Raw genomic sequence first — 23884 nt, 5'->3', positions numbered from 1 at the left:
TGCACAGAGGTGATTTTGCGCATAGTATCGTTTTTATTCCTGCTGATGGCGGGGATTTATAGCCACAGCGGCTGGGCGGAAACCTGCAGAGGAGATATCGGCCAGATGACCGTGAACGTCCAGAATATCAAGTACCTGCCCACGCTGCCGTTGAATACCCAGATGACCGACATGATGGCGGATAACGGCAGCGGGATTCATTTCTCCTGCGATCTTCAGGTGCCGAAAGCGGCGGCAAAGCGTCTGGTTTATCGGCAGCTAAAAACGGCCTCAACGCCGCTGTCAATCGGCGGTCAGCACGTGTTCCCCTCAGCGCTGGACGGCATAGGATACTCGCTGGGCTTCCAGTGCAGCGGCGGCGCCGTTCGCTTTATTGATGGCAGCCATGCGGCCGGTAATGGGGAATCCGTGACGGTTTGCGACAGCAATGAGATGGCTAATCTGCTGAACCAGCAGCAGATTGTGGTGAAAGTCTTTGTGACATTTTATAAGACCGGTAATGTCGCCCTGGTCAGCGGCAACCACGCAAACGTTCCGGCGCAGCCGCAGATTGGCGAACTCACTATCCAGCAGCAGGCCGACAGCCGCAGCGGTTTTGTCGCCAGCTCGCCGGTCACGCTCGATATGGCGGCGCTGAATGTCGATATCGGCAGCAGCGGCAGCTGTCAGGTTTCAACCGCGAATATTCACGTTAGCCTCGGCACGGTAAATAAAGCGGAGTTTAAGGGCAAAAACACCACCGGCGGCGTCGCGAAGCGCTTCTCCATACCGGTCTTCTGCTCCACGCCAACCGATATCCGCATCGGCTTTTTTGGCGTCACCTCGCCATCCGGGGGAACGGATACTCTGGCGCTAAGTAAAGCAAACGCCTCCGCGAGCGGTGTGGGCGTCAGGCTCACCTACGGCAATAACAGTGCCCCAGCGCCCGCCGCCGGAACCGGCGTCAAAATCAATGAGGCCAGTAACTTACCTGTACTCAAGCGGATTACCGCCAGCAGCGCGGGGGCGGCGGAAAATATCAACTTTAACGCCCAGTACGTACAGACGGATGACGCGGTAACCGCCGGTACCGCCAATAGCATGGTGACGTTTGCGCTGGAGTATAACTGACCGTCGCTTTCGCGCTGTCGCTCACAAAAAAGAGAAGTCATAACGATTTTTCGCACGGCGAGCGGATCGGTACGCTATCAATGATCGAGAGATTAAGCGGCTGTCCGGGAATACTTTTGTGCGGGAAAATCGATAATGAAAATCGCCTTTGGGGAGCTTAAGCCACTATTGCAGGCGCAGCGGATTTTTGTCGGCGGGCAGACGCTGGCCTGTAGCCACGCCTTTTACCGTGACGACCTGTCGATTGAGATACCGGAAAACTTAGCCACCGAGGCCTATACCACCTACTGGGGGCGCTGCGGCGAACGGCTGGCCTCGCTGGGCGCCTTTAGCTATACGCGAACCCTGCTGCCGGCGCTGATTAACGTGGGGCGCTACACGTCGATTGCCGATCGGTTACAGGTGCTCGGCGACCGACATCCCCTGGAGTGGGCCAGCGCCAGCCCGGTGTTTTATGCCCATCATTCCGGCGTGATGGCGACGCTGGCTGCCGATAGCGGCAGGACCAACCAGTTTTATCCTTTTGCAAAAACCCCCCGGCCGATAACCATCGGCAACGATGTGTGGATTGGCCAGAATGTCACCCTGGCGCAGGGGATTACTATTGGCGATGGGGCTGTCATTGCCGCCAACGCGCTGGTGGTCAAAGACGTCGCACCGTACGCCATCGTCGGCGGTAATCCCGCGAAGATCATCCGCATGCGCTTCAGCGAGGCGATTATTGAGCAGCTGATGGCGCTACGATGGTGGCGTTACTCCGCCCAGGATATTGCCGGGTATCCGGTTAATCAGGTTGAGCGCTTTTGCGAGCAGCTCGCCGGGCGGGTGGCCGAAGGAACGATGCCGCCTTTCTCGCCGCCGGTATTGACGGTCTCCATGATTAAAGATTTTATAAACAATAAACAGCATCCGCTGCGCAGCGCGGTGTAATCATAAACGGTTCACATTTGAACAAGGATATAACGATGAAGTTGAAGTCAGGTCTTGTTTTCGTCATCGCTGCCGTCGCCTTTGGCGCCCAGGCGCGCGACATGAACAGCATTCAACAAAGCGGCGAACTGAAAGTCGGCGTCCCGGGGGATTACGCGCCGCTGGCGTTTCATAATAAAGCCGGGGAGCTGGTGGGCTACGATGTTGATATGGCGAAAGATCTCGGCAAGCGGCTTGGGCTAAAGGTGAGCTTTGTGACGACCAGCTGGCCCACGCTCTCCGCCGACCTGAAGGCCGATAAGTTTGATATCGCCATGGGCGGGGTGACGGAAACCGCAGCGCGGGCGAAAGATTTCGCGTTAAGCCAGCCGGTGGTGCCGAACGGCAAGATTGCGCTGGCTAACTGCGCGGCGGCGCCGGCGCTCGGTAGCCTGGAAAAAATCGACCAGCCAAACGTGAAGGTGGTGGTGAATCCGGGCGGCACCAACCAAAGCTTTGTCGATGAACATATCAAGCAGGCGCAGATTATTCGGGTGAAAAACAATATCGATAACCTTGAAGCGCTGCGGCAGAAAACGGCGGATATGATGGTGACCGACCTGATTGAGGGCGTCTATTACCAGAGCAATGAACCGGGCGTGTTTTGCGTGGCCAATGAGCAGCCGTTCCCGGGCACCGCCAGCTTCAAAGTCTATATGATGAATAAAGATAACCCGCAGCTGCTGGACAAGGTTAACCAGTGGCTGGCCAGCCAGGACAAAAACGTGCTGAAACAGAAGTGGCGCATTCATGACCAGCTAAAACCATAAAGCAATAAAGGTTTTCTATGCAGGTGTGGCGGAAGATATTCAGCGTATCGGGTTTTCCGCCAGCACATCGTGAAGCAGCCAGTCATAAAACACCTTCACTTCCGGGCGCATGACCGCATGCTGGGGCGTCACAATATAGTAGGACCAGGTGAGCGGCCAGCGGCGGGCCGGGTGTAGCTGAACGAGCTGGCCGGTGGCGAGGAGCTTTTGTACCAGCGTCCGGCGAACAATAGCGACGCCGCGCCCGCTGAGCGCGGCCAAGATGACCGCCGACGTTGAGTTAATATGCAACCCGCTATCGCGCGCCGTTGGCGCCTGAGCGGCCTCCAGCACTTCCGCCCATGATGGAAAGCTGGCGCCGGGATAGGGCGTATCATCATGAATCAGCTTTTGCGCCGCCAGCCACTCGCCGCAGGCGGTTTTGTCTGCCGGGACGATTCGCGGGCTGCACACCAGCACCGCTTCTTCATCCATCAGCCAGGTTTTATCGACCCCGGGCCAGTCGCCGCGACCGCAGCGTACCGCCAAATCCGCTTCGCCGTGGGCCACATCCATCAGCTTTTCCGTAACGTTGAGACGCAGGTCGATATTATCATGGACTTCAGAGAAGCGGTTTAAGCGCTCCATCAGCCAGTTCATCATCAGAACCTGCGAGGCGGTAATCACCACCACGGAACGCGCCCGGCGGCCGCGAAGCTTATTCAGTCCGCTCTCCAGCTTATCCAGCCCCTGAGTAATATCCTGCAGCGCCGCCTGCGCTTCGCTCACCAGGGTGAGACGCTCTTTACCGCTACGGGTACGGTGCAGCAGCGGATGGCCGACCCACTCTTCCAGCGCCCTGACCAGCTGCCCGACGGCGGCGGGCGTCACGCCCAGCTCGCGCGCCGCACCGGTAAAGCTGCCGTGGCGGGCGGTGGCTTCAAACGCGTGAAGCCATTTCAGTCGGTTAAGCGAACGCATGGTGAATATCCCTCAGTGAATTTGCGTCTCAGTATAGGTCATCAAGATAGATTTTCTTTGTCGTTGGGCTATTTCTTCTCATTCGTCAGCGCGCTGCAGGAAAGGCATGCTTAGGCTACACAAATCAAGCGTGAAGAGGTGAATGATGAATACGGCGTTTATGGGAAAAAAACTGTTAGTGGTTGGCGGGACCAGCGGTATGGGGCTGGCGACGGCCAAACGGGTGGTGGAGAATGGCGGCAGCGTGGTGCTGGTGGGCAATCGTCGGCAGAAGGCCGAACAGGCGCGTCAGGCGCTGGCGGCAGCGGGGAAGGTGGATGTTATCGTCGCTGACCTGACGAGCGAAAGCGGTATGCAGCAGGTTATGGCCGCTATTAACGCGGAACATCAGGATATCAGCCTGCTGGTCAACGCCGCCGGCGTTTTCTTCCCGAAGCCGTTTATCGAACATGAAATGGCTGACTACGATCGGTATATGCATCTCAACCGCGCGACGTTTTTTATCACCCGCGAGGTGGTGCGCAATATGCTGGCTAATGGCATCAAAGGTTCGATTGTGAATATCGGCTCGATGTGGGCGCAGCAGGCCATCGGCGCAACGCCGTCGTCAGCCTACTCCATGGCGAAAGCGGGTCTGCATGCGCTGACCAAAAATCTGGCGATTGAGCTGGGCGGCAGCGGGATTCGGGTCAATGCGGTATCGCCGGCGGTGGTGCATACGCCGATATATGAAGGGTTTATCCCTAAAGAGGATGTGAAGGATGTGATGAACAGCTTTGACGGCTTCCATCCCATTGGCCGCGTCGGCACGCCTGATGATATCGCGCAAACCGTGGCGTTTCTGCTCAGCGATAGCACCCGCTGGGTGACCGGCGCGGTTTGGGATATTGATGGCGGCGTGATGGCTGGTCGTCATGCCTGATTACGTTCATTATGTCAGTCAGGGTATTGGCATAACGCAAACGAATTCAGGATAAAGAGAGTCATGAGCGCTGAGATAACGCTGCCCGTCGGACAGCAAAACCAAAATATTGTTCGCCTGGCGACGGCGCAGGCGCTCGCAGGGGCAAACTCGGTGGTGTTTTACGCCACAGGGGCGATTGTGGGCAATGCCATCGCGCCCTCGCCGACGCTGGCCACGCTGCCCATTACCATTTTTGTGCTGGGGATGGCGGCCTGTATTTTGCCGTTTGGCGCGCTGGCCAGAAGACGCGGGCGCAAAACGGTCTTTATGGTCGGTACCGGCGCCGGCGTGTTGACGGGAGCGCTGGCGGCGCTGGCGGTCGCGATCGCTTCGTTCGGACTGTTCTGTCTCGCGGCCTTTTTCGGCGGCGCCTATGCGGCGGTGGCGGTGTCCTTCCGCTTTGCCGCTACCGACGGCGTCAGCGGCGAGCGGCGCGCGCGGGCGCTCTCGCTGGTCATGGGCGGCGGCGTGGCGGCGGGGATCATCGGCCCGATGCTGGTGACCGCGACCATGAATTTGTGGCCGCCGCACACCTTTGCGATGACCTTTATCGCTCAGGGGCTGGTGGCGGCGGTATCCGCGCTGGTCTTGCTGGGGGTAAAAACCCCCGAGCCGGCGGCGCAGGCCAAATCGGGCGGGCGCCCGCTGGGCGAAATCGTGCGCCAGCCGGGGTTTTCACGGACGGTTTTTAGCGGCGCTATATCCTATATGGTGATGAACTTCCTGATGACCGCGGCGCCGCTTTCCATGCATATGCACGGGATCTCCCAGCAGGCGTCGAATCTGGGCATTCAGTGGCACGTGATCGCCATGTACGGTCCCGGATTTTTTACCGGCAAGCTGATTAATCGCTTCGGCGCCCGGCGTATTAACGCGGCCGGTTTAGTTCTGCTGCTGCTGTCGGTGATGGTTGGCCTCGCCGGTATCGACGTGATGCACTACTGGCTGTCGCTGATCCTGCTGGGTATCGGCTGGAACTTCGGCTTTACCGGCGCGTCGGCGCAGATCATGGATTTCCACCGGCCGGAAGAGAAAACTCAGGTGCAATCGCTGAATGATTTTATTGTCTTCGGCGTCATGATGATTGGCTCATTTTCCTCGGGCGCGTTGATGAACCTCTTCGGCTGGAATGCCGTGCTGTGGGGTTCGCTGGTGCCGGTTGCGGTTGCGCTGATCGCATTGTTGGCAGGCCGACGCCCAACGCTAAGGGGTTAATCCTCTTAGCTTTTCAAACGCAGGCGGAATTATTTTTCCGCTTTTTATTTCTTCCGCGAGAGCAAATTTAAAATATGAATTGGTAGGGTGAGATAAAATTCATCTCTCTTTTTTACTGCTTAATGGAAACACGCTAATGTGAATCCTCTTATTAATGTTTTACCCGTTTATATAATAAGAGTGAATACATGGAGGATTGAGCAAGGGAGTGAGGTTTTTAGCCGCCGCGCGCAGCGCAGAATAATATAGTGATGATAGGGTGTGGTTATTATATCTATAGGCCCTGCCTGTCATCGGCTTTGACGCTAATCAATATCCACGGCGCCGTCACCGCTATGATGTTACGTGAAACTATAAATATAAAACGTCATTATCTCAGCTGCAATGCCTCAAAGGAATGATCTTATGAAGAAAATTGCGACCATTACAGCCTCGGTCATTACCGCAGGCGTGTTATGTTATTTAGGGTTGTCAGGCTATATCTGGTATTACGACAGTCAGCGTATTAAAAAAAACGACGTCCGGCTCTCGGCGGTTGCCGAGAATAATAAAGTCCTCTCTTTTTTTAGTGAAAAAGGTTGCGACTATTGCCATACGCCCTCGGCGGAGTTGCCCTTTTACGCCGCTTTTCCCGTTGCCAAACAGCTGATGGATTATGACGTACAGCTGGGATACAAATCCTTTAACCTTCAATCCGTGCGTACGTCACTGATTGACGATAAACCCGTTTCACAAAGTGAATTAAACAAGATTGAGTGGGTTATGCAGCATCAAACGATGCCGCCTACGCGATACGTCGCGCTGCACTGGGCCGGCGGCGTTAGCGACAGCGAACGTATTGAGATACTCAACTGGATTAAGCACCAGCGCGAGCGCTACTACGCCAGCGCTGATACCGCCGCGCAGCATCGCAATGAACCTCTCCAGCCGATCCCTAAAAAGCTGCCCGTTGATGAGCGGAAAGTTGCGCTGGGTTTTCGTCTTTATCACGACGCGCGAATGTCCGGGGATAGCACCATTTCTTGCGCACACTGTCATGCGTTAAACGCGGGCGGGGTCGATGGCAGAAAAACGTCTATCGGCGTGGGGGGCGCTGTTGGGCCAATTAACGCGCCAACGGTATTTAACGCCGTCTTTAATATTGAGCAATTCTGGGACGGACGGGCATCAACGCTGCAAGAACAGGCCGGTGGCCCGCCGTTAAACCCCATTGAGATGGCATCAAAATCCTGGGGAGACATTATTAATAAACTGGATAAAGATCCCGTATTGAAAAAGGATTTTTTAGCCGTTTATCCGCAAGGTTTTAGCGGTGAGCGCATCACTGACGCTATCGCTGAATTTGAAAAAACATTAATTACCCCCGACGCGCCATTTGATAATTGGCTGCGCGGTGATGAAGACGCGCTGACCGCGCAACAAAAACATGGCTATCAGCTATTTAAAGATAATAAATGTGCTACCTGTCACGGCGGTATTATTCTCGGCGGCCGCTCTTTTGAACCGCTGGGGCTGAAGCGTGATTTTAATTTTGGTGAAATCACGGCTGCTGATATTGGCCGAATGAATGTGACGAAAGAGGTACGGGATAAATTACGCCAAAAAGTGCCGGGGCTACGCAACGTGGCGCTCACCGCGCCCTATTTTCATCGCGGTGATGTTCCGACGCTTGATGGCGCAGTAAAACTGATGCTGCGCTATCAGGTCGGTACGGATTTAGCGCAAAAAGATATCGATGATATTGTCGCTTTTCTGCATAGCCTGACCGGTGTTTATACGCCGTATCAGCCGGGGCAATAACGGGATGATGAGCGAAAGTTCCCGGAGCTGGCTCAGGACCATTAAACTGCACTGCGAACGCGATGGTCGGACGCTGCTGAAAGATTTTTCATTCAGCGTTTCGGCGGGCGATTGGGTGCAGATAGCCGGAGGCAACGGTGCGGGGAAAACCACTCTCCTGCGCCTGCTTACCGGGCTGGCCCGCGCTGATGCCGGAGAAATCTACTGGCAGGGCCGCCCTCTGCATCGCGTGCGCGATAGCTACCAGCAAAACCTGCTGTGGATTGGCCATAAGCCGGGAATCAAAGCCAGGCTGACCGCCATGGAAAACCTGCGTTTTCTCCATCAACACGATGATATCGCCCAGTGCCGGGAGGCCCTTAAGAAGGCCGGGCTTGCCGGCTTCGACGATATTCCTGTTAACCAGCTCTCCGCCGGTCAGCAGCAGCGCGTGGCGCTGTCGCGCCTCTGGCTGACCCGCGCCCGCCTGTGGATCCTCGACGAACCTTTTACCGCCGTCGATACGGAGGGCGTCGAACGCCTGATTCAGCGCATGGCGCAGCACACGGAGCAAGGCGGCATCGTCATTTTCACTGCCCATCAATCAATTAGCGCGGCATCCGACAGGATTCGACGCATTGCGCTGTGCGGCGAGAGGGCGGAACCGTGATGTGGCGGATTTTTTGCCTTGAACTGCGGGTCGCGTTTCGCCATCGCGCGGAAATCGCCAATCCGCTGTGGTTTTTTCTGATTGTCATTACGCTGTTTCCGCTTGCCGTTGGTCCGGAGCCGCAGCTGCTGGCGCGGCTGACGCCCGGCATTATTTGGGTCGCTGCGCTGCTCTCCTCGCTGCTGGCGCTCGAGCGCTTGTTTCGCGACGACTTACAGGACGGCAGCCTTGAACAGCTGATGCTGCTGCCTTTACCGCTGCCGGCGGTGGTCGTGGCTAAAGTGATGGCTCACTGGGTGGTCACCGGTGTGCCCCTGCTGATCCTGTCGCCGCTGGTGGCTCTGCTGCTGGGCATGGACGTCTATGGCTGGAAAATTATGGCGCTGACCCTGCTATTAGGGACGCCGACGCTGGGGTTCCTCGGCGCGCCGGGCGTGGGGCTCACCGTCGGACTTAAGCGCGGCGGCGCGCTGTTAAGCATTCTGGTTCTGCCGCTGACTATTCCCTTACTTATTTTTGCTACCGCCGCGATGGATGCGGCCTCCATGCATCTGCCCGTGGCGGGGTATATGGCGATACTGGGCGCGCTGCTGGCGGGCAGCGCAACGTTAAGCCCCTTTGCGACGGCGGCGGCGCTACGCGTCAGTCTGCACTAGCGCGGTTTTTGATGGATGGCGCTTATCAGGTTTGCGGCGCCGGGGCTCCAGGCCCGGGCTTATCAATGGATTTATCTTTATTTCTGGTGACTGAAATATGAGGAAAACAGGGATTCAACTGACGAATCCGCCGCGGCTTTATCAGCTCTGCGGCAGGGTCGCTCCGTGGCTGGGCGGCGCCAGCGCGCTGGTACTGATCGCAGGCTGGGTCTGGGGATTTGGCTTTGCGCCCGCGGACTATCAGCAGGGCGAGAGCTATCGCATTATCTATCTGCATGTTCCGGCGGCAATGTGGTCTATGGGCATTTATGCCCTGATGGCGGCCGCGGCGTTCATCGGCGTGGTCTGGCAGATGAAAATGGCCAATCTGGCGCTGGCGGCGATGGCGCCCGTGGGGGCGGTGTTTACTTTTGTGGCGCTGGTGACCGGTTCCGCGTGGGGTAAGCCAATGTGGGGAACCTGGTGGGTTTGGGATGCCAGATTAACCTCTGAGCTGGTGCTGCTGTTTCTCTACGTCGGCGCGATAGCGCTGTGGCACGCTTTTGACGATCGCCGTCTGGCCGGGCGCGCGGCGGCTATTCTGGTGCTGATTGGCGTGGTGAATTTACCGATCGTTCACTACTCGGTTGAGTGGTGGAACACCCTGCATCAGGGCTCAACGAATATGCAGCAAAGCATCGCCCCGGCGATGCGCGCGCCGCTGCGGCTGGCGATTATCGGCTACCTGCTGCTGTTTATCACGCTGGCGCTAATGCGCATGCGGAATCTGATTTTGCTCATGGAAAAACGTCGCCCGTGGGTCAGTGAACTGATTTTAAAAAGAGGTCGTCGATGAGCAGCGCATTTACAAGCTGGAGTGATTTCCTGGCCATGGGCGGCTATGCCTTTTACGTCTGGCTGGCGGTGGCGTTGACCATTCTCCCGCTGGCGGCGCTGGTCGCGCACAGCGCGATCCTGCATCGTGTCATTCTGCGCGATATCGCCCGGCAGCGCGCCCGTGAAGCCCGCAGGCGCGCGGCGCGGGAGGCGATATGAATATTCGCCGCAAAAACCGCCTGTGGGTCGCCCTCGCGGTGATCGCCGGGCTAACGCTGACCACCGCGCTGGTGCTCTATGCGCTGCGTTCCAGTATCGACCTGTTCTATACGCCTGGCGAAATCCTCTACGGCAAGCGCGAAACGCAGCAGCGGCCCGAGCGGGGTCAGCGTCTGCGCGTCGGCGGGATGGTCGCGCCCGGCAGCGTGAAGCGGGATGCGAATTCGCTGCAGGTGAGTTTTAGCATCTATGACGCCGAAGGTTCGGTGGACGTCAGCTACGAAGGCATTCTGCCGGACCTGTTCCGCGAAGGGCAGGGCGTGGTGGTTCAGGGCGAGCTTGATGCGCACAACCGGATACAGGCGAAAGAAGTGCTCGCCAAACACGATGAGAACTACACTCCGCCAGACGTGGAAAAAGCGATGGAGAGCAACCATCGTCGCCCGGATAGCGCCTACAGGGACACATCCTTATGATGCCTGAAGTCGGCAACGGGCTGCTGTGCCTGGCGCTTGGCGTCGCGCTACTGCTTTCCGTCTATCCGCTGTGGGGCGCGGCGCGGGGGGACAGGCGAATGATGGCCTCTTCCCGGGTATTTGCCGTTCTGCTGTTCATCCTCATTATGGGCGCCTTTATGGTGCTGATTAACGCCTTCATTACCAACGATTTTACGTTGAGCTACGTGGCCAGTAACGCCAATACTCAGCTGCCGGTCCGGTACCGCGTGGCCGCAGCCTGGGGCGCACATGAAGGTTCGCTGCTGCTATGGGTGCTGCTGATGAGCGGCTGGACAGTGGCGGTAGCGCTGCGCAGCAGGCGAATGCCGCTTGATATTGTCGCCCGGGTGCTGGCGGTGATGGGAACGATCAGCGTTGGCTTTCTGCTGTTTATTCTGTTCACCTCCAACCCGTTTGCCCGTACGCTGCCGGAATTTGCCATTGGAGGGCGCGACCTGAACCCGCTGTTGCAGGACCCCGGGCTCATTTTCCATCCGCCGCTGCTGTATATGGGCTATGTGGGCTTCTCGGTGAGTTTTGCCCTGGCGATAGCCGCGCTGTTGAGCGGGCGGCTGGATAGCACCTTTGCGCGCTTCTCTCGCCCGTGGACGCTGGCGGCGTGGGCCTTCCTGACGCTCGGTATTGTGCTGGGCTCCGCGTGGGCTTACTACGAGCTCGGATGGGGAGGCTGGTGGTTCTGGGATCCGGTGGAAAACGCGTCGCTGATGCCATGGCTGGCCGGCACCGCGCTGCTGCATTCGCTGGCGGTCACTGAACAGCGCGCCAGCTTCAAGGCGTGGACGCTTCTGCTCGCTATCTGCGCATTTTCGCTCTGTCTGCTGGGGACCTTTCTGGTGCGTTCCGGCGTGCTGGTCTCGGTTCACGCTTTTACCTCCGACCCGGCGCGCGGCATGTTTATTCTAGCCTTTATGGTGCTGGTCATTGGCGGCTCTTTACTGCTGTTCGCCATGCGTGGCTATAAAGTCCGCTCTCGGGTAAATAATGCGCTCTGGTCGCGCGAGTCGCTGCTGCTCGGCAACAACGTTCTGCTGATGGCCGCTATGCTCACGGTGCTGCTGGGTACGCTGCTGCCGCTGGTGCATAAACAGCTGGGCCTCGGCAGTATTTCGATTGGCGAGCCGTTCTTTAATACGATGTTTAGCTGGCTGATGGCGCCGTTTGCGCTCCTGATGGGCATCGGCCCGCTGGTGCGCTGGGGGCGCGATCGCCCGCGTAAGCTCAGGGGGCTGCTGGTTATTGCCTGCGCAAGCACGCTGGCGCTGTCGCTTCTGTTGCCGTGGTGGTTGGGCGATAAGATTGTCGCCATGACGGTGGTCGGGCTGGCGATGGCCTGTTGGGTCTTTGTGCTGGCGGGAGTAGAGATCGCTTTGCGGGTTTCACGCGGCGCCAGGATGACCCTCAGCTACTGGGGAATGGTCGCAGGCCACCTCGGGCTGGCGGTCACCATCGTGGGTATCGCCTTTAGTCAAAATTACAGCGTGGAGCGCGACGTGCGCATGCGGGTGGGCGACAGCGTCGATGTCCATGAATATCGTTTTTCTTTCCGTGAGGTCAAAGAGGCGATCGGCCCAAACTATCGCTCCGCCGTCGCGGTGATTGGCGTCATGCGACGCGGCGAACCGCAGGCGATACTGAATGCGGAAAAGCGCTTTTACCACAGCAGCAGCGCCATGATGACCGAAGCGGCGGTTGACGGCGGATTTACCCGCGATCTCTATGCCGCGCTGGGCGAAGAGCTGGGCAACGGCGCCTGGGCCGTACGCCTTTATTATAAACCGTTCGTACGCTGGATTTGGGCCGGGGGAGTGCTGATGGCGCTGGGCGGGCTGTTGTGCCTGTGCGATCCGCGCTATCGCCCGCGCCGCGGATATCCTGGCGCGGAGGCCAGATGAAGCGCTGTACGTTGTTGATGCCGCTGGTCATTTTTATGGCTATCGCGATGCTGCTGCTGTGGCAGCTGGCGCGTAATGTGGAAGGGGACGATCCCAATAGCCTGGAGTCGGCGCTGATCGGAAAACCGGTACCGATTTTCCGTCTTGAGGCGCTGGAAGATCCCGGGCAGTATTTTCAGTCGGATGCGCTGGCGCAGGGCAAACCGCTGCTGCTTAACGTCTGGGCGACCTGGTGCCCGACCTGTCGCGCAGAGCATCAGTATTTGAATCAGCTTTCCGCGCGGGGGATCCGCGTGGTGGGTCTGAACTACAAAGACGATCGGCAGAAAGCAATTGGCTGGCTGAACACGCTGGGCAATCCCTACGCGCTGAGCCTGTTTGACGGCGACGGGATGCTCGGGCTGGATCTCGGAGTCTACGGCGCGCCGGAGACGTTTTTGATCGATGGACAGGGGATCATTCGCTACCGCCACGCGGGGGATCTTAACGATCGGGTGTGGGAGCGCGAATTCAGGCCGCTGTGGGAGAAGTTTAGCCGGGAGGCTGCGCCATGAGATTATTACTGAGCGCGCTGATGCTGCTGCTTTGCGCAAACGCGCTGGCCGCTATTGATGTCATGCCGTTTAAGGACGAGGAGCAGGAACAGCGGTTTCGCCTGCTCACGGAGCAGCTTCGGTGCCCGAAATGCCAGAACAATAGCATTGCGGATTCCAGTTCCGCGATCGCGGCCGACCTGCGGCAGAAAGTTTTTACGCTTATGCAGGAAGGAAAAAGCGACAGCGATATTGTGGACTACATGGTGGCGCGCTACGGCAACTTCGTTACCTACGATCCGCCATTAACCCCGCTGACGATGCTCCTGTGGGTCGTGCCGGCTGCTGCGATCGCCATGGGCGGTTGGGCTATAGTGGCCCGCTCCCGCCGCCGCGTCAGGCCAGGGCAGGAGACGTTTTCTGACGGCCGGGCGCCGGAGGATAAATCCGCCGGGCCGTGGATTTTTATACCTGGCGCGGTGCTTGCGCTGGCGGTAGGTGCGGTCAGCTATAGCCAGACCGGCCACTATCAGCAGGTGCAACGCTGGCAGCAGGCGGTGGCTCAGACGCCGGCACTGTTGGCGCGGGTGCAGGATCCAAAGGCGCAGCCGCTTGATGAAGACGAGCTGCGGCGTCTGGCCCTCGGGCTACGCACGACGCTGTGGCAAAATCCGGACGCTTCTATTGAGGACTGGCTTATGCTCGGGCATCTCGGCAGGGTCCTGGACAACGCCGCTATGGCGACTCAGGCCTATGCTCGCGCTTACGCGCTGGCTCCGGAGAACGATCGTGCGGCATTTGGCTATGCGGAGGCGCTGCTGCGGGTATCTGACCCGCGGGGCGATGCGCTGGTGCGCCAGCTGATGGAGAGCCAGCGCGTTAACGACCGCCTGCTTAATCTGTACGCGCTCAGTGCATCAGAGCAGGCGCATTTCAGCGAGGCGCTGACGGCATGGCGGTTGCTGCTAAAACGATTACCGCCGGACGATACGCGCCGGGCGGTCATTGAGCATCATATCAACCAGACGGAGCAACGGTTAACCCCCGGACATCCCGCCGTTGACGCGCAAGGTTAATAACCGCTCCGTTTGTTCACCAGGTTTTTCAGCGGCAGCGCCTGCTGCTGCCGCCGGATGTTATCCAGCAGCTGGCGGGCAATCACCTCCGTCTGCGCGATGGAGGCCATATGCGGCGTGATCGCCACCTGCGGGTGTTGCCACAGCGGGTCTTCCTGGGGCAGGGGCTCGACGGGGAAGACGTCCAGCACCGCGCCGGACAGCTTGCCGCTATCCAACGCCTCGAGCACGTCCTGATTCACCATATGCTCGCCGCGGCCGCAGTTAATCAGCGACGCGCCGTCGGGCAGCTGCTGCAATAAAGGATGGGCCAGGATACCTCGCGTCTGCCCGGTTAACGGCAGGACGTTGATCAGCGCATCCAGCTGGCCAAGGAATTCGCCAGCCTGCGCCTCTCCGTGGTAGCAGCGCACGCCGGCAAGGGATTTTTCGCTACGCGCCCAGCCGGAAACCCGATACCCCAGCGCGGCCAGCTGCGAGGCGATATAGCCGCCAATTTCGCCGAGGCCCATGACGCCAACGTGATAATCGGCCGCCGCTCGCTGCGGATACATCTTCCAGACGCGCTCGCGCTGGTGGGCCAGCGCCCGGTCAAAGCGACGCTGAAACCACAGCACGCCCCACAGCGCGTATTCAAACATACCGTGACGAAAATCTTCATCCACCACCCGGCAGAGCGGAACGTCGCTGGCGAAAACGCTGGCGGGCAAATGGTCTACGCCGGCAGACGCGGCCTGGATCAGCTTCAGCTGAGGCGAGCGCGCCAGCAGCTGCGGGTCGGGAAACCAGCAGCAGGCGTATTGCGCCTCGCGGGCGGCGGGGTCCTCGGGCAGAACCGCTTTCACTTCCGGGAATAGCGCGAACGCGGCGCAAAGCTCCCGGGTGTACTGAGGATCGTTACAATCCACGACGATGGTGAACTGAGTCATAGGCATTAGCTCTTATAAGAAGTATCAAGACGGTCGAGGCGCCGCAGCCACGCCTGCCACACCAGCTGGCGTTCATGTTCAACCCCCATCAGCTGCTCACAGGCGTGCCGGCTCAGCGGTTCAGGTATCGTATGGATGGGGCCGAGCGGCGCCAGCTGCGCGGCGGCCATCTGGATCTCGCAGGCGCGGTTCAGGTAGTACATGATGTAAAACGCATCGGCGACGGTGCGCCCGACCGACAGCAGCCCGTGGCTTTGCAGGATCAGGGCGATATTCTCGCCGAGCGAGCGCTGGATCCGCACGCGTTCATCGAGATCGAATGCGACGCCTTCATAAGGATGGTAGCCGACGCGTTGATAAAATTCGGTGCTGATTTGGTTAAGCTGCAGCAGCCCGTCTGCGCAGGCGGCAACGGCCATCCCCGGCAGCGTGTGGGTGTGGATCACGCAGTGGGCGTCTTCCCGGGCCATATGGACCGCGCTATGAATGGTAAATCCCGCCGAGTTTGCCGGGGCGCTGCCCTCGACGACCTTACCCTGCATATCGACCACGATTAAGTTGCTGGCGGTGACTTCGTCAAACATCATGCCAAAGGGGTTAATCAAAAACCGCGGCTCGCCGTCGCCGGGAAGGCGCACGGAGAAGTGGGTATACAGCGTGTCTTCCCAGCCGAAGAGCGCCGCCAGACGATAGGCGGCGGCCAGCTGCTGGCGTAGTTCCCGTTCAGTTGCCATTTATTGCACTCCCATAAATTCACGAATGCGGGTGAGGGACGGATCGGCGGCATCGCTGCGAATGCGCTGCGGCGGCATATCGCTCTGCACGACGCCGTTTTCCATCATCACCACCCGGTCAGAAATTGATAAGGCGAAGTCCATCTCGTGGGTCACGATAATCATCGTCATGCCTTCGCGGGCGAGGGACTGAATGACCTTCAGCACTTCGCCAACCAGTTCAGGGTCCAGCGCCGACGTGGGTTCATCAAACAGCATGATGTCCGGTTTCAGCGCCAGGGCGCGGGCGATGGCCACGCGCTGCTGCTGACCGCCGGAGAGCTGGTACGGGTACTTTTCGGCGTGCGCCAGCAGACCGACGCGATCCAGCAGCCACAGCGCCTGCTCTCTGGCGGCGGCGCGGTCGAGCAGCTTGTGATAGAGCGGGGCGAGCATCACGTTATCCAGCACCGTGCGGTGGGGAAACAGGTTGAAGCCCTGGAACACCATGCCGATGCGGCGCACGCCCGCGCGCATTTGCTGTTTATCCACAACGGAGGCGCCCTTCAGGTAATCCTCGCCGTAAAGAATGATCTCCCCGCCGTCGATGCTTTCAAGGGCGTTAATGGTGCGGATCAGGGTGGTCTTGCCGGAGCCGGACGGGCCGATGATGCTGATTACCTCGCCGTTTTCCACTTTCAGGTCGATGCCTTTCAGTACGTGGTGCTGGCCCCAGGATTTTTCGATGGCGTGCAGATCCAGCGCCGGCGGGTTGCCGCTGGCGGCCTGCGCTTTTTGCGTCTGTACCGGCGGCTTCAGGTTCTGGCGCAGGGTTTCGCATTCATGCTCGTTGAGCGTTTGCGGGCGCTTACGCTGAAAATCCAGCAGGTTTTCCAGCGCCCGGAACAGCCAGCTAAACACCGTGACGACCATAACGTAGTAAATGGCGACCGCCAGCAGCGTCTCCATGACGAGAAAATTCTGCGCGTACAGGCGCTGGCCGGTCAGCAGCAGCTCCGGCAGCGAAATAACCGACAGAATCGAGCTGAGCTTGATGATGGTGATGTATTCGTTAATCAGCGTGGGCAGGGAAATACGAAACGCCTGCGGGATAATAATTAAGCGCTGAATCCCGATAAAGCTAAAGCTTAAGGCATGCCCGGCTTCGCTTTGCCCCCTGGCGACCGAAAGCAGGCCGCCGCGATGGATTTCCGCCATGTAGGCCGCTTCGGTCACCGTCATCGAGACCAGCCCGGCAATAAACGGAACGCCGAGCAGCGGTTGGGTGGCCGGAAACAGCTGCGGCAGGTTATAGACAAAGACCAGCAGGACCATCAGCGGTACGCTGCGGAAAAACCAAATATAGAGTTCGACGGGAACCTTCAGCCAGCGCGGGCCGGAGAGCTTCGCGCAGGCTAAAAGAAAACCTAATATCAGGCCAATAAACCAGGACAATGAACTGACGACAACCACGGTGACACACGCCTGCCAGAATGCCCCAACGCTAAATAATGAAAAAAAGTATCCCCAATCGAACTCCATACCGACTCCCGTTTAATTATTGTATTAATTGATGCTTTCTAAGTTGTATTTCTTGATGATGGCGTCATATTTGCCGTTGGCTTTAAGGGTGGCTAACGTTGATTTAATGGCCTCGGCCAGCTCGGTGTTGTCTTTGGCGACGTAAATTCCCAGCGGCAGCGGATAGACCAGACGGTTCGAGCTAATGGCCAGGCGGCCGCGGCTTTTCTCGACGATAATTTGCGCCGCCGGGGCGATTTCTAACTGGGCGTTGATGTTTTTCGACAGCAGGGCCTGGGAGGCTTCCGGCGCTGTCGGGAATTCCTGAATACTAATGGCCGGTTTGCCGTTTTTCAGGCAGTACTCGTCGGAGTGCGTTTTCAGGCTGGAAACCCAGGCGGTACCCGCCTGCAGACCTACCTTCACGCCGCACAGTTCGTCTTCCGTTTTTGGCTGAATGGCGCTGCTTTTCAGCGCAATAATGGACGCGCCGGAGAGGGCGTAAGGGATGGCGTCCGCCTGCTTCTGGCGCTCGGGCGTCACGTACATCCCGGAGATCACCGCATCGTATTTTTTACCGATACCTAAGATCAGGCTGGTGAATTTCGTGTCGATAAGCTGCGGTTTGGCCTTCAGCTGTTCGGCGATCAGCGCCGCGAACTCCGGGTCGATGCCGACAATATTGTTATTGCTGTCATAGGATTCAAAAGGCGGATAGGTCACCTCCATCCCGACTTTAAAGACGCCCTCGGTCAGCAGCTCAGCGGCCTGAGCCAGCGGGGAAAAACAAGCGGTGACGGCGATGGATAAAGCCACACGGCGCGAGAGTTTTTTTAGCGTTTTGTTCATCATTTATCCTCACGGGTTATTTACGGTTTTTTGCTGTGCTTGTTTTTTCAGATGGCCAAAGGTGTTAGTGCCGCGGGCGCGTTCGGGGAGCTGGAGCTCGCCTCGGGTGACTTTCTCGCGCAGGTAGCGATAGGTCTGTAACGCCTGGCTCCACATATGCTCACCAATGCTCAGTTCTTGATACTCGCTGGCTTCGCCTGCCTCAAGGAAGCCCGGCAGCGGGCGAATCAGCGTGTGGTAGTCGCAGGCGAAAAACAGCGGGAAGGAGTAGCGTTCCTGCGGCACCTTGCGTACGCGGTGTGCGGTTGCAACAAATGTGCCAGCGCTCAGGACTTCCAGCATGTCGCCGATATTAATCACGAAAGCCTCTTCTCCGGTCGCGTTCTTCAGCGGCGGGGCGTCGATCCAGTCGCTATCTTCATTCAGCACTTCAAGACCCGGCTGGTCGGCGAGTAGCAGGGTGAAGCATTCATAGTCGGTGTGTGCACCAATACCGGGAACATCTTCGGCGCTGGCGTCAAAGGGGTAGTGGATCAGCCGCAGCTTTGACGGCGGGCAGGTAACCATCGACCTGAAATAGCCCTCCGGCAGGCCAAGGGCGAGAGCGAAGGCGTCAAACAGGCGATGCCCAAGGGCGAAGACCGCGTCATAGTAGGCCAGCACGCGGGATTGAAATTCCGGCACGTCCGGCCACTCGTTGGCGCCAATCAGCGGCGTTTTCGCCACAACGAACGGGTGGTCGTCGGCGGCCTGAAAGCCGATATCAAACGCCTCTTTGTGATCCGGCTTGCCGGAGCCGTAAATCTCTTCCCCTTCGGGAACGTAGCCCTTATGGCTTTTCGACTGTCCGATGTAGTACGCCATCTTGCGCTCCATCGGCAGGGCGAAAATCTCTTTGGCCGCCGCGCGGATCCCGGCAATCAGTTCGGGCGCGATGCCGTGGCCGGTAACGTAGAAAAAGCCGACTTCGCGGGCCGCCTGGCCGATGGCGTCGGCCACCGCCTGGCGTCGGACGAGATCGTCGCAGGCCAGGTCGCTGATATCGATGGTCGGTAATTCAGTAAACGAACTTTTTGCAGCGGTCATTTCTTCCGTTCCTTATTCAGTTTGCGAGGTGAATTCAACAAAATGCTGCTGTTCACGCTGGGCCATCCAGGCGTTCAGCGACCACAGGTCGGCGACCGGAACGTTGGTAAACGGCAGGTGATGCAGGTAGCCATCGGGGCCAAATTCCGGCGTAAGCGTGGTGTGCTGGTAGCCGCGCCGGCGCTGCGATTGCCAGATCTGTTCCCAGAAGCGCTGCTGAAACCGCAGGGCCGCCCGATATTCCGGCGCGGCGGGGTGCGGCACCTGCGGCCCCTGGTCGTACCCGGCGCGGGCCTGAATATGGTGGACCCGTTCGATAAAGGCGCTGAAGTCATCGCAGGGGTCATCCAGCAGGCGTTCGCTTACCACGATCCAGTGGCTGATATCGGCGGTAAAGCGCAGCTGCGGCAGCTGTTGAATTATCTCCAGCGTCAGCCACGGGCTATACAGCGACGTGGCGCGATGGGTTTCAAAGCTGCAGAACAGTTCATATTCGGCGGCGAGCTCATGCGCTCTGCCGAGAAAATCCACCTGCTGCGCCAGCGGCCAGCGGTCGTTACCGGCCAGCAGATTGACGAAGCGCGGATTAAGCGCTTTTGCCGCCGCAAAACGTTCTTTTAAGCGCTCCAGATGCTGCGCGGGCGTCTCGGCCTGGGCCGGAATAACTCCGCCGCCGCTGAACACAATGGCGATATACTCAAGCGCGGACGCTTCGATGCGTTGGGCCAGCGTCCGCTGCTCTTCTGGCGTCAGCGGAACCCGCGCTTCAATACCGCAGCAGCCGACGCTCCGGAGTTCGCTGACCGTTTGCCGCCACGGGGTGGTGACGCCCCACAGCGTGCGAAAGACGTTAAGCTGCATGGTTTTTCCTCTATGGATATTTCACGCCCGGGAGAACGCAGAGCATTTCATACAGCAGGTTGGCGGCCAGCTGGGACGTGTTGCCGCTGACGTCATAGGGGGGCGAGACCTCGACCAGGTCGCAGCCAATCAGGTTCAGGCCGCGGCAGCCGCGCACGATTTCCAGCGCCTGAATCGACGTCAGTCCGCCCACTTCCGGGGTTCCGGTGCCGGGGGCCCAGATCGGGTCGAGGCTATCAATATCGAAGCTGAGATAAACCGGGCCAGCCCCCATTTGCTGGCGCACTTCGGCCATTAGCGGGGTCAAAGATTTGTGCCAGCACTGCTCGGCCTGAACCAGACGAAAACCGCGATCGACACCCCACTGGAAGTCACCGGCGGCGTAGCCCTGCGCGCGTTGGCCAATCTGGACGACGCGTTTAAGATCCAGCAGCCCCTCTTCGACGGCGCGGCGGAAGGTGGTGCCGTGGGCAATCTTTTCGCCGAACATCTCATCGTTGGTATCGGTGTGGGCATCGACGTGAATCAGCCCAACCGGACCGTGCTTTTTGGTCAGCGCGCGCAGGATCGGCAGGGTAATGGTGTGATCGCCCCCCAGCGTCAGGGGGATAAGCGGAAAACTATTTAAACCGGTGTAGTAATCCTCGATAATCTGCACCGATTTGAGCAGGTTGTAGGTATTGATCGGTACATCACCGATATCTGCCACCGACAGTGAATCAAAAGGCGCGGCGCCGGTGGCCATGTTGTACGGGCGAATCATTACCGATTCGGTACGAATATAGCGCGGTCCGTAGCGCGTTCCGGAACGCTGTGAGGTTCCGATATCCAGCGGGATGCCGACAAACGCTGCATCAAGTCCCTGTAAATCTTCGATAAATGGCAGGCGCATCATCGTGGCGCGGCCACCAAAACGCGGCATCTCGTTGCCACCCTGCGGTTGATGAAAGACGTTATCCATTTCAGCTCCTGAATCTGACAAACAAAACTCAACAGCAGGGATAGTGCGAAAGATGTGCTGGACTTTAAATCGTCTGCCGCAAATACTTAGTTCATTTATTAGTGAACTAAGACGCCATGCTTAACGACGCGACGCTTAACATTCGACAGCTCCAGGTTTTTGAGGCGGTGGCCCGTCTTGAGAGCTATGGCCGGGCCCAGCAGGAGCTGGGGATTTCCGTTTCCGCGATCAGCAATGCGATGTCGCAGCTGGAAGGCCAGCTTGGCTTTAGCCTGTGTCAGCGCGGGCGCGGCGGTTTTGCGTTGACCGAAAAAGGGCAGCATTTTTTACAGCAGGCGATCCGCGTGCTGAGCGAACTGAATGAACTGGAGCGCCAGTCGGCGCTGCTGAAAGGCGAGCATAGCGGCACGATTTGTATCTCAACGCTCGATTCCATCGAGACGGAAACCGCGCTGTCGCTGCCGGTCGTGCTGCGCAGCTTTAGCGATAAGTTTCCTAATGTGCATATCAAGCTGATTATCCGTACCCCGGCGGAACAGCTTAACGGCGTATTGAATAACCATATCGATCTCGCCATCGGCAGCTACAACTCGCGGGTGCATAACATCATCAGCGAACCGCTCTACCGCGAGCAGCACTGGCTCTACTGCAGCGACCTGCATCCCATGTTCTTCAGTCGACAGCTCGATAAAGAGCTGATCAGCCAGTGTCCGCTGGTGACGCGCAGCTACTGGAATACCAGCGATCTGCGGCGGCGCGGGTTCAGCAAGGGCAGCGCGACCGTTGAAACCGTCGATGCGCAGCTGCTGCTCATCCTCTCCGGGAAATACATCGGCTACCTTCCCGAGCACTACGCCTGGCCGTGGATTAAGGAGAATCGCCTGCGCGTACTGCTGCCCAATGAGTTTGGTTTTCAATCTCCCTTCTCGGCGATATGCAAGCGCGGGCGCAGCAACGAACCCTATCTGAAGGAGTTTCGCAATCTACTCAAGAAGAATACGGTGGCCAGACCGAAGTGGAGCGAATGAGATTCGTATTGAATGAGTAACAGCTTATGCCTGATTTAAATTGTAAAAAGACCGCTCAATATCAGGCATATAAAAGGTAATGTGCCATTAATCATATGTGGCTAAGAAAAAGCTTAGATAAAAATATCGTCCTGCACCTGGATAATTCCCATTCCCGGGTTGGTTAAAAAATGACCTTTTTGTGTGTTTTTTCTGAATTAATGTTAAATCCAACGCCTGACGTTGTTTGTTAAAAATTTTTCTGCTGCAATCGGCAAATATATTTTTGACATATTTTTTTTCTAATGGATGGGAAGATGATAAGAAATAGCTTATTGGCATTGGTGTGCATTTCTGTAGGTTTATTACAGGGATGTACTAATGGTAAAAAACCGCAGAGCGTACTCATAAAAAAAGATGCCATTCAAAATGAACAGCCCGCGCAGGTTCCTGCTTTACAGCAGTGTATTCAGGATGCCGACGCTTTAGTTAAGCTCGATAAAAAGTTTCAGCAGGACTCAAACGAGCTGTATGGTTTAATCAATGATGCTAAGTTTTATGCTTCTGTTTCAGACCAAACCTCCGCCAGCGTAAAATCAACGATTACACCGCTTTTTGAATACAAGATAAACGATAAGTGTAATAGCATTTCGCAGAAATTAATCAAAGAGTTTGAAAGCCGGGCAAGAAAAGCTGAACTCAAGGATGGGCTGGCCAGATGATGGACGCTAAGGGGAAACTGAATATATGCAATCTACGAGGTCCTGCGATTGTATTTGCTCTTTTTACCCTTATTGTTGTGTTTCCTGCTCGTGCTGAGCCGGGAGACTTCCTTGATAATATATCGAAACTCGAAATAAACAATCCGCCGGCCTCAGGCGCCGCCAGCGGGGAGTCGGTCTCGTCTAAGCAAAATAACGATAGCCCTGATAAAAAAACGCCTCAGAAGCAGGGCGTCGTCAGAAAAAAAAGTCATCAGAATAAAACAGAGAGTACGATTAACGCTCTGCGAAAACAGAATGCGGAGCTGAGCGCTGCCGCCAAAGCGGCGGAGAAAAAGCGCGCTGAAACGACGCGCGAACTGTCGGCGCAGATCGCCGCGCTGAAGGCTCAGGGTGAACAGCGTGTACAGAAAGAGAGCGGCGAAACTGCCGCCGTGAGCGCGCTGAGCAAAAAGAACGCCGAGCTGGCCGCCGCTGCCGAAGCGGCGCAGAAAAAACTGGATGAGACCACCCGCTCGCTGACGGCGCAGATCGCCGCATTGACGGCACAGCGTGCACAGAACGAAAGCGGGCAGACCACCGCGCTTGATGCGCTGAGCAAAAAGAACGCCGAGCTGGCCGCCGCTGTCGAAGCGGCGCAGAAAAAACTGGATGAGACCACCCGCACGCTATCGGTGCAGATTGCCGCGCTGAAAACGCAGAAGGAGCAGAGTGAGAACCTGCAGAAATCGACGATCGATACGCTGACGGGAAAGAATCTGGAACTGCGCGCCGCTGCCGAATCTGCACAGAAAAAGCAGGATGAGACCTCCCGTGCGCTGTCGGCGCAGATTGCCGCGCTGAACAAGCAGCGTGCGGAGAGTGAAGAGCAGCAGAAAACCGCGCTTGATGCGCTGACCAAAAAGAACGCCGAGCTGGCCGCTGCCGCCGAAGCGGCGCAGAAAAAGCAGGATGAGACCTCCCGCGCGCTGTCGGCGCAGATTGCCGCGCTGAACAAGCAGCGCGCGGAGATAAAAGGTAAGCAGAAAACCGAGCTTGATGCGCTGACCAAAAAGAACGCCGAGCTGGCCGCTGCCGCCGAAGCGGCG

At 57.8% G+C, this 23884-nt stretch carries 24 protein-coding genes and 1 pseudogene; 17 read left to right on the top strand and 8 right to left on the bottom strand.

Going from position 1 to position 23884, the window contains the following annotated elements; all coding sequences use genetic code 11:
* Positions 1 to 45: 45 nt before the first annotated feature.
* The 3 genes from ABLU88_RS26690 (at position 46) to ABLU88_RS26680 (ending at position 2849) form a co-directional block, all read left to right on the top strand.
* Positions 46 to 1110, top strand: a complete 1065-nt coding sequence (locus ABLU88_RS26690) for a fimbrial protein (protein WP_049069001.1) — start codon at positions 46 to 48, stop codon at positions 1108 to 1110.
* 135 nt (positions 1111 to 1245) lie between these two features.
* On the top strand, positions 1246 to 2040 hold the full coding sequence (locus tag ABLU88_RS26685) for a CatB-related O-acetyltransferase (RefSeq protein WP_014226484.1): 795 nt from the start codon (positions 1246 to 1248) through the stop codon (positions 2038 to 2040).
* Between the two features lie 35 nt (positions 2041 to 2075).
* Positions 2076 to 2849, top strand: a complete 774-nt coding sequence (locus ABLU88_RS26680) for a transporter substrate-binding domain-containing protein (protein WP_004853415.1) — start codon at positions 2076 to 2078, stop codon at positions 2847 to 2849.
* Positions 2850 to 2888: 39 nt separating this feature from the next.
* Here ABLU88_RS26680 and ABLU88_RS26675 read toward each other — a convergent pair whose 3' ends face one another.
* The gene (locus ABLU88_RS26675; RefSeq protein WP_224384776.1) at positions 2889 to 3809 is read right to left on the bottom strand and encodes a LysR substrate-binding domain-containing protein; all 921 of its coding nucleotides are present in this window, start codon (positions 3807 to 3809) and stop codon (positions 2889 to 2891) included.
* 145 nt (positions 3810 to 3954) lie between these two features.
* Between ABLU88_RS26675 and ABLU88_RS26670 the strand changes: the two genes are divergently transcribed.
* The 11 genes from ABLU88_RS26670 to ABLU88_RS26620 all read left to right on the top strand — a co-directional run bounded on the left by ABLU88_RS26670 (position 3955) and on the right by ABLU88_RS26620 (position 14147).
* Positions 3955 to 4731 (top strand): SDR family oxidoreductase, encoded by a 777-nt coding sequence (locus ABLU88_RS26670; RefSeq protein ID WP_025107304.1) that lies wholly within the window; start codon positions 3955 to 3957, stop codon positions 4729 to 4731.
* A gap of 63 nt (positions 4732 to 4794) precedes the next feature.
* Positions 4795 to 5988 carry an MFS transporter gene (locus ABLU88_RS26665; RefSeq protein WP_014839275.1) on the top strand — a complete coding sequence of 398 codons (1194 nt, stop codon included), beginning with the start codon at positions 4795 to 4797 and terminating at the stop codon, positions 5986 to 5988.
* A gap of 405 nt (positions 5989 to 6393) precedes the next feature.
* A complete protein-coding gene (locus ABLU88_RS26660; protein ID WP_348838608.1) occupies positions 6394 to 7788 on the top strand; it encodes a cytochrome c peroxidase in 1395 nt (464 codons plus the stop codon).
* Between the two features lie 7 nt (positions 7789 to 7795).
* Positions 7796 to 8437 (top strand): cytochrome c biogenesis heme-transporting ATPase CcmA, encoded by a 642-nt coding sequence (ccmA, locus tag ABLU88_RS26655; protein WP_348838628.1) that lies wholly within the window; start codon positions 7796 to 7798, stop codon positions 8435 to 8437.
* A complete protein-coding gene (gene ccmB, locus ABLU88_RS26650; protein ID WP_086074038.1) occupies positions 8437 to 9093 on the top strand; it encodes a heme exporter protein CcmB in 657 nt (218 codons plus the stop codon). Before ccmA ends, ccmB begins: the two co-directional genes overlap by 1 nt.
* A 97-nt stretch (positions 9094 to 9190) precedes the next feature.
* On the top strand, positions 9191 to 9928 hold the full coding sequence (locus tag ABLU88_RS26645; RefSeq protein WP_025107308.1) for a heme ABC transporter permease: 738 nt from the start codon (positions 9191 to 9193) through the stop codon (positions 9926 to 9928).
* Positions 9925 to 10128, top strand: coding sequence for a heme exporter protein CcmD (ccmD, locus tag ABLU88_RS26640; RefSeq protein ID WP_032750932.1), 204 nt, complete (start codon positions 9925 to 9927; stop codon positions 10126 to 10128). The genes ABLU88_RS26645 and ccmD overlap by 4 nt, the downstream gene beginning before the upstream one ends.
* Positions 10125 to 10604 carry a cytochrome c maturation protein CcmE gene (ccmE, locus tag ABLU88_RS26635; RefSeq protein WP_025107310.1) on the top strand — a complete coding sequence of 160 codons (480 nt, stop codon included), beginning with the start codon at positions 10125 to 10127 and terminating at the stop codon, positions 10602 to 10604. The genes ccmD and ccmE overlap by 4 nt, the downstream gene beginning before the upstream one ends.
* On the top strand, positions 10601 to 12538 hold the full coding sequence (locus tag ABLU88_RS26630; protein ID WP_348838604.1) for a heme lyase CcmF/NrfE family subunit: 1938 nt from the start codon (positions 10601 to 10603) through the stop codon (positions 12536 to 12538). The genes ccmE and ABLU88_RS26630 overlap by 4 nt, the downstream gene beginning before the upstream one ends.
* Positions 12535 to 13092, top strand: a complete 558-nt coding sequence (dsbE, locus tag ABLU88_RS26625; RefSeq protein WP_014226473.1) for a thiol:disulfide interchange protein DsbE — start codon at positions 12535 to 12537, stop codon at positions 13090 to 13092. Before ABLU88_RS26630 ends, dsbE begins: the two co-directional genes overlap by 4 nt.
* The gene (locus tag ABLU88_RS26620; protein ID WP_348838601.1) at positions 13089 to 14147 is read left to right on the top strand and encodes a cytochrome c-type biogenesis protein CcmH; all 1059 of its coding nucleotides are present in this window, start codon (positions 13089 to 13091) and stop codon (positions 14145 to 14147) included. The genes dsbE and ABLU88_RS26620 overlap by 4 nt, the downstream gene beginning before the upstream one ends.
* Here the strand turns inward: ABLU88_RS26620 and ABLU88_RS26615 are convergent.
* The 7 genes from ABLU88_RS26615 to speB are packed head-to-tail and all read right to left on the bottom strand — an operon-like array spanning position 14144 to position 21067.
* Entirely contained in the window at positions 14144 to 15076 is a 933-nt protein-coding gene (locus ABLU88_RS26615) for a glyoxylate/hydroxypyruvate reductase A (RefSeq protein WP_014839264.1), read from the bottom strand. The two genes, ABLU88_RS26620 and ABLU88_RS26615, sit on opposite strands and share 4 nt — an antisense overlap.
* Before the next feature lie 5 nt (positions 15077 to 15081).
* Positions 15082 to 15810 carry a class II aldolase/adducin family protein gene (locus tag ABLU88_RS26610; protein ID WP_004853394.1) on the bottom strand — a complete coding sequence of 243 codons (729 nt, stop codon included), beginning with the start codon at positions 15808 to 15810 and terminating at the stop codon, positions 15082 to 15084.
* Positions 15811 to 17331, bottom strand: coding sequence for an amino acid ABC transporter permease/ATP-binding protein (locus ABLU88_RS26605; protein WP_348838597.1), 1521 nt, complete (start codon positions 17329 to 17331; stop codon positions 15811 to 15813).
* 24 nt (positions 17332 to 17355) lie between these two features.
* Positions 17356 to 18159 carry an ABC transporter substrate-binding protein gene (locus ABLU88_RS26600; RefSeq protein WP_348838626.1) on the bottom strand — a complete coding sequence of 268 codons (804 nt, stop codon included), beginning with the start codon at positions 18157 to 18159 and terminating at the stop codon, positions 17356 to 17358.
* 9 nt (positions 18160 to 18168) lie between these two features.
* Positions 18169 to 19245 carry a 2-oxoglutarate and iron-dependent oxygenase domain-containing protein gene (locus tag ABLU88_RS26595; protein ID WP_009652534.1) on the bottom strand — a complete coding sequence of 359 codons (1077 nt, stop codon included), beginning with the start codon at positions 19243 to 19245 and terminating at the stop codon, positions 18169 to 18171.
* Between the two features lie 12 nt (positions 19246 to 19257).
* Complete coding sequence (locus tag ABLU88_RS26590; protein ID WP_348838593.1) at positions 19258 to 20106, bottom strand: TIM barrel protein; 849 nt, start codon at positions 20104 to 20106, stop codon at positions 19258 to 19260.
* 10 nt (positions 20107 to 20116) lie between these two features.
* Positions 20117 to 21067: an agmatinase gene (gene speB / locus ABLU88_RS26585; protein ID WP_014226466.1), complete on the bottom strand. Its 951-nt coding sequence runs from the start codon at positions 21065 to 21067 to the stop codon at positions 20117 to 20119.
* A gap of 116 nt (positions 21068 to 21183) precedes the next feature.
* Here speB and ABLU88_RS26580 point away from each other — a divergent pair, with 116 nt between their 5' ends.
* From ABLU88_RS26580 to ABLU88_RS26570, 3 genes and pseudogenes are all read left to right on the top strand, one after another.
* The gene (locus tag ABLU88_RS26580) at positions 21184 to 22095 is read left to right on the top strand and encodes a LysR family transcriptional regulator (protein ID WP_004135102.1); all 912 of its coding nucleotides are present in this window, start codon (positions 21184 to 21186) and stop codon (positions 22093 to 22095) included.
* Positions 22096 to 22391: 296 nt separating this feature from the next.
* Positions 22392 to 22796: a hypothetical protein gene (locus ABLU88_RS26575; protein WP_064379418.1), complete on the top strand. Its 405-nt coding sequence runs from the start codon at positions 22392 to 22394 to the stop codon at positions 22794 to 22796.
* A pseudogene (locus tag ABLU88_RS26570) lies at positions 22793 to 23884 on the top strand (cell envelope biogenesis protein TolA); the annotation flags it as partial. The gene ABLU88_RS26575 and the pseudogene ABLU88_RS26570, both read left to right, overlap by 4 nt.

It is taken from the genome of Klebsiella sp. GW_Kp182 (genome assembly GCF_040062275.1).
GTDB lineage: Bacteria > Pseudomonadota > Gammaproteobacteria > Enterobacterales > Enterobacteriaceae > Klebsiella > Klebsiella michiganensis.
This window is presented reverse-complemented; position numbering and strand designations above follow the sequence as displayed.